Raw genomic sequence first — 2,981 nt, 5'->3', positions numbered from 1 at the left:
GGCGGTGGCGCCTCGGGGAGCTGGTGATGCGCTGGTTGCGCCATCTGTTCTCGCCCTCGGCACAGGCCGCGTTCCCGGAAGCGAGTCTGGACCGGATCGCCCATGCTATCGCCGCCGGCGAGCGCCTGCATGGCGTGCAGGTGATGTTCGCGGTCGAATCGGACCTGTCGCTGGCGGCGCTGTGGAACGGTGTCACGCCCCGCCAGCGCGCCGAACACGCCTTCGCCCTGCTGCGGACCTGGGATACGCAGGCCAACAACGGCGTGCTGATCTATCTGCTGCTGGCCGACCGGGCCATTGAAATCATCGCCGACCGGGGTCTGCGCGAGGTGATCGAGGCCGCGCAATGGCAGAGGATCTGCGATCACCTGCGCGAGCAGTTGCGCAACGGCGACCGTGAAGCGGCGGTGCTGGCAGCGGTGGCCGAGGTTTCGCAGCTGCTGGCCGCGCACTTTCCAGCGGATCCGACCCGGCGCGCGGGCAACGAACTGCCGGACCGGCCGCAGCTGCTCGATTGAGCCGGCGGTTGACGCGGGGGATGCAGCCCCGAGAATAGGGGCTTGTCTGCCACTGCGTGCCCACATGATCTACCTACACGACATAGACCCCGTCGCCTTCTCGCTGGGGCCGATCAAGGTGCACTGGTACGGCATCATGTACCTGCTCGGTTTCGCCGCCGCCTGGTGGCTGGGCCGCGTGCGCATCCGCGCCGGACGTCTGCCGGGCGTGGACATGAACGGTTTTTCCGATCTGCTGTTTTACAGCATGCTCGGCGTGGTGCTGGGTGGGCGTATCGGCTACATGCTGTTCTATGCCAGCGCCGAATGGCTGGCCAACCCGATGATCCTGCTGCGGGTGTGGGAAGGCGGCATGAGTTTCCACGGCGGCCTGCTGGGCGTGCTGATCGCCGGCTGGTGGTGGACCCGCAAGCACAGGCTGCACTTCTTCGACACCATCGATTTCGTCGCGCCGCTGGTGCCGCTGGGCCTGGGGTTCGGCCGGCTGGGCAATTTCATCGGTGGCGAGCTGTTCGGCAAGTTCACCCATGCCGGCTGGGGCGTGATCTTTCCGCATGCGCCGCTGAAGGATGTGCCCGCCGGCCTGCCGAGCATGCAGCAGCTGATGTCGGCCGCGCAGATCCAGCAGGATTACGCCGCCGGTCTGCTCAACCAGTACGCCCGGCATCCCTCGCAGCTGTATGAAGCACTGCTGGAAGGCTGGTGATGTTCGTGGTGCTGTGGCTATATTCTAGGACGCCGCGCCCGCGCTATGCCGTGTCGGGTCTGTTCGCGCTGCTGTATGGCAGCTTCCGCTTCCTGGTCGAGTTCGTGCGCATGCCCGACAACGGCGTGTACGTGGCGTTCGACTGGCTGACCCGCGGGCAGATCCTGAGCCTGCCCTTGATCGGGCTGGGGCTGGTACTGCTGGCCCTGTCGCGGCGCGCGCCGGTATTGCAGCCGGCAGTGGCGGGAGAAAAGGCGTGAAGCAGTATCTGGAGCTGTTGCAGCATGTGCTCGAGCACGGCAGCGAGAAGTCCGACCGCACCGGTACCGGCACCCGCAGCGTGTTCGGCTGGCAGATGCGCTTCGATCTCAACCAGGGTTTCCCGCTGGTCACCACCAAGAAGCTGCACCTGCGCTCGATCATCCACGAGCTGCTGTGGTTCCTGAAAGGTGACACCAACATCGCCTATCTGCAGGACAACCAGGTGCGGATCTGGGACGAGTGGGCCGACGCCAACGGCGATCTCGGTCCGGTCTATGGCAAACAGTGGCGCAGCTGGGCCACCGCCGACGGCCGCGAGATCGACCAGATGCAGTGGCTGGTGGAAGAGATCAAACGCAATCCGGATTCGCGGCGGCTGGTGGTCAGCGCCTGGAACGTGGGCGAGCTGTCGCAGATGGCGTTGATGCCGTGCCACAACCTGTTCCAGTTCTACGTGGTGGACGGCAAGCTCAGCTGCCAGCTGTACCAGCGCAGCGGCGACATCTTCCTCGGCGTGCCGTTCAACATTGCCAGCTATGCGCTGCTCACGCATATGGTGGCGCAGGCCACCGGGCTGGGGGTGGGGGATTTCGTGCATACGCTGGGCGATGCGCACCTGTATTCGAACCACTTCGAACAGGCCCGCGAGCAGCTGGCACGCGGGCCGCGCGCGCTGCCGACGCTGTGGTTGAACCCGGAAGTGGCCGATCTGTTCGGTTTCACCTTCGATGACATTCGCATTGACGGCTATCACCCGCATCCGGCGATCAAGGCGCCGGTGGCCGTGTGACTTAAAAAGGCAAATGACGTCCGATAAGCCGGTGCGCTTATACTGGCCCGCCGTAAACGGTGCTTGCAATGAAGCTGTCGCTGATTGCTGCTTTGGACCGCCAACACGGTATTGGTCTGCACAATCAGATGCCTTGGCACCTTCCTGATGATCTGAAGCACTTCAAGCGCTCACCCTTGGTAGGCCAGTATTGATGGGGCGCAAGACCGCACAGTCGCTGGGTCGGGCGTTGCCCGGTCGCACCAACCTGGTGCTGACGCGCAGCGGACAGGTGCCGTTCGAAGGGATGCGTGCGGTGGTTTCACTCGATGAGGCCCAGGCGGTTGCCCGGGGCGAAGGTGCGCAGGAGCTGTGCGTGATCGGCGGCGGCGAGGTCTATCGCCTGTTGCTGGACCAGGCCAGTGATCTGTATCTGACCTGGGTGGACACCGCGGTGGTGGCCGATACGCATTTTCCGCAAGTGGATCCGGCGCAGTGGCAGGAAGTGGACAGCCAGCCGCACGCGGCCGACGAGCGGCATGCCTTCGCCTTCCGGTTCGCGCACTACGTCCGGCGCTGATCAACAGACCCGTGGGAAACGCCGCGACCTTTGCATGACCATCGGCGGCTGCGCCGATGGTCCGCGCTTCATTCGCCCGGGGCGGGCTTGTGCGGATTGCCGCCAGGGTGGTTGGTACCACCACCACGCGGACGATGCCGGCGCGGA

The 2,981-nt window shown here is 65.0% G+C and carries 2 protein-coding genes and 2 pseudogenes; all 4 read left to right on the top strand.

The genetic code is table 11. The features are described 5' to 3' along the window. Nucleotides 1–26: 26 nt before the first annotated feature. On the top strand, nt 27–518 hold the full coding sequence (locus JCM9942_RS13075) for a TPM domain-containing protein (RefSeq protein ID WP_054660205.1): 492 nt from the start codon (nt 27–29) through the stop codon (nt 516–518). Between the two features lie 64 nt (nt 519–582). Continuing rightward, nucleotides 583–1,484, top strand: a pseudogene (gene lgt / locus JCM9942_RS13070) (prolipoprotein diacylglyceryl transferase). After that, the gene (locus tag JCM9942_RS13065; protein WP_054660203.1) at nt 1,481–2,275 is read left to right on the top strand and encodes a thymidylate synthase; all 795 of its coding nucleotides are present in this window, start codon (nt 1,481–1,483) and stop codon (nt 2,273–2,275) included. Before lgt ends, JCM9942_RS13065 begins: the two are co-directional and overlap by 4 nt. A 68-nt stretch (nt 2,276–2,343) precedes the next feature. Continuing rightward, nucleotides 2,344–2,834: pseudogene (locus tag JCM9942_RS13060) on the top strand (dihydrofolate reductase). The last annotated feature ends 147 nt before the right edge of the window (nt 2,835–2,981 follow it).

This window comes from Stenotrophomonas pictorum JCM 9942, assembly GCF_001310775.1.
Taxonomy (GTDB): Bacteria; Pseudomonadota; Gammaproteobacteria; order Xanthomonadales; family Xanthomonadaceae; genus Stenotrophomonas; species Stenotrophomonas pictorum.
Note: the sequence above shows the minus strand (reverse complement) of the source record. Positions and strands in the feature narration are given on the sequence as shown.

What these genes read in the sequence shown, in the direction of transcription:
- JCM9942_RS13075 (WP_054660205.1), top strand. Translation starts at nt 27, where the DNA reads ATGCGCTGGTTGCGCCATCTGTTCTCGCCCTCGGCACAGGCCGCGTTC.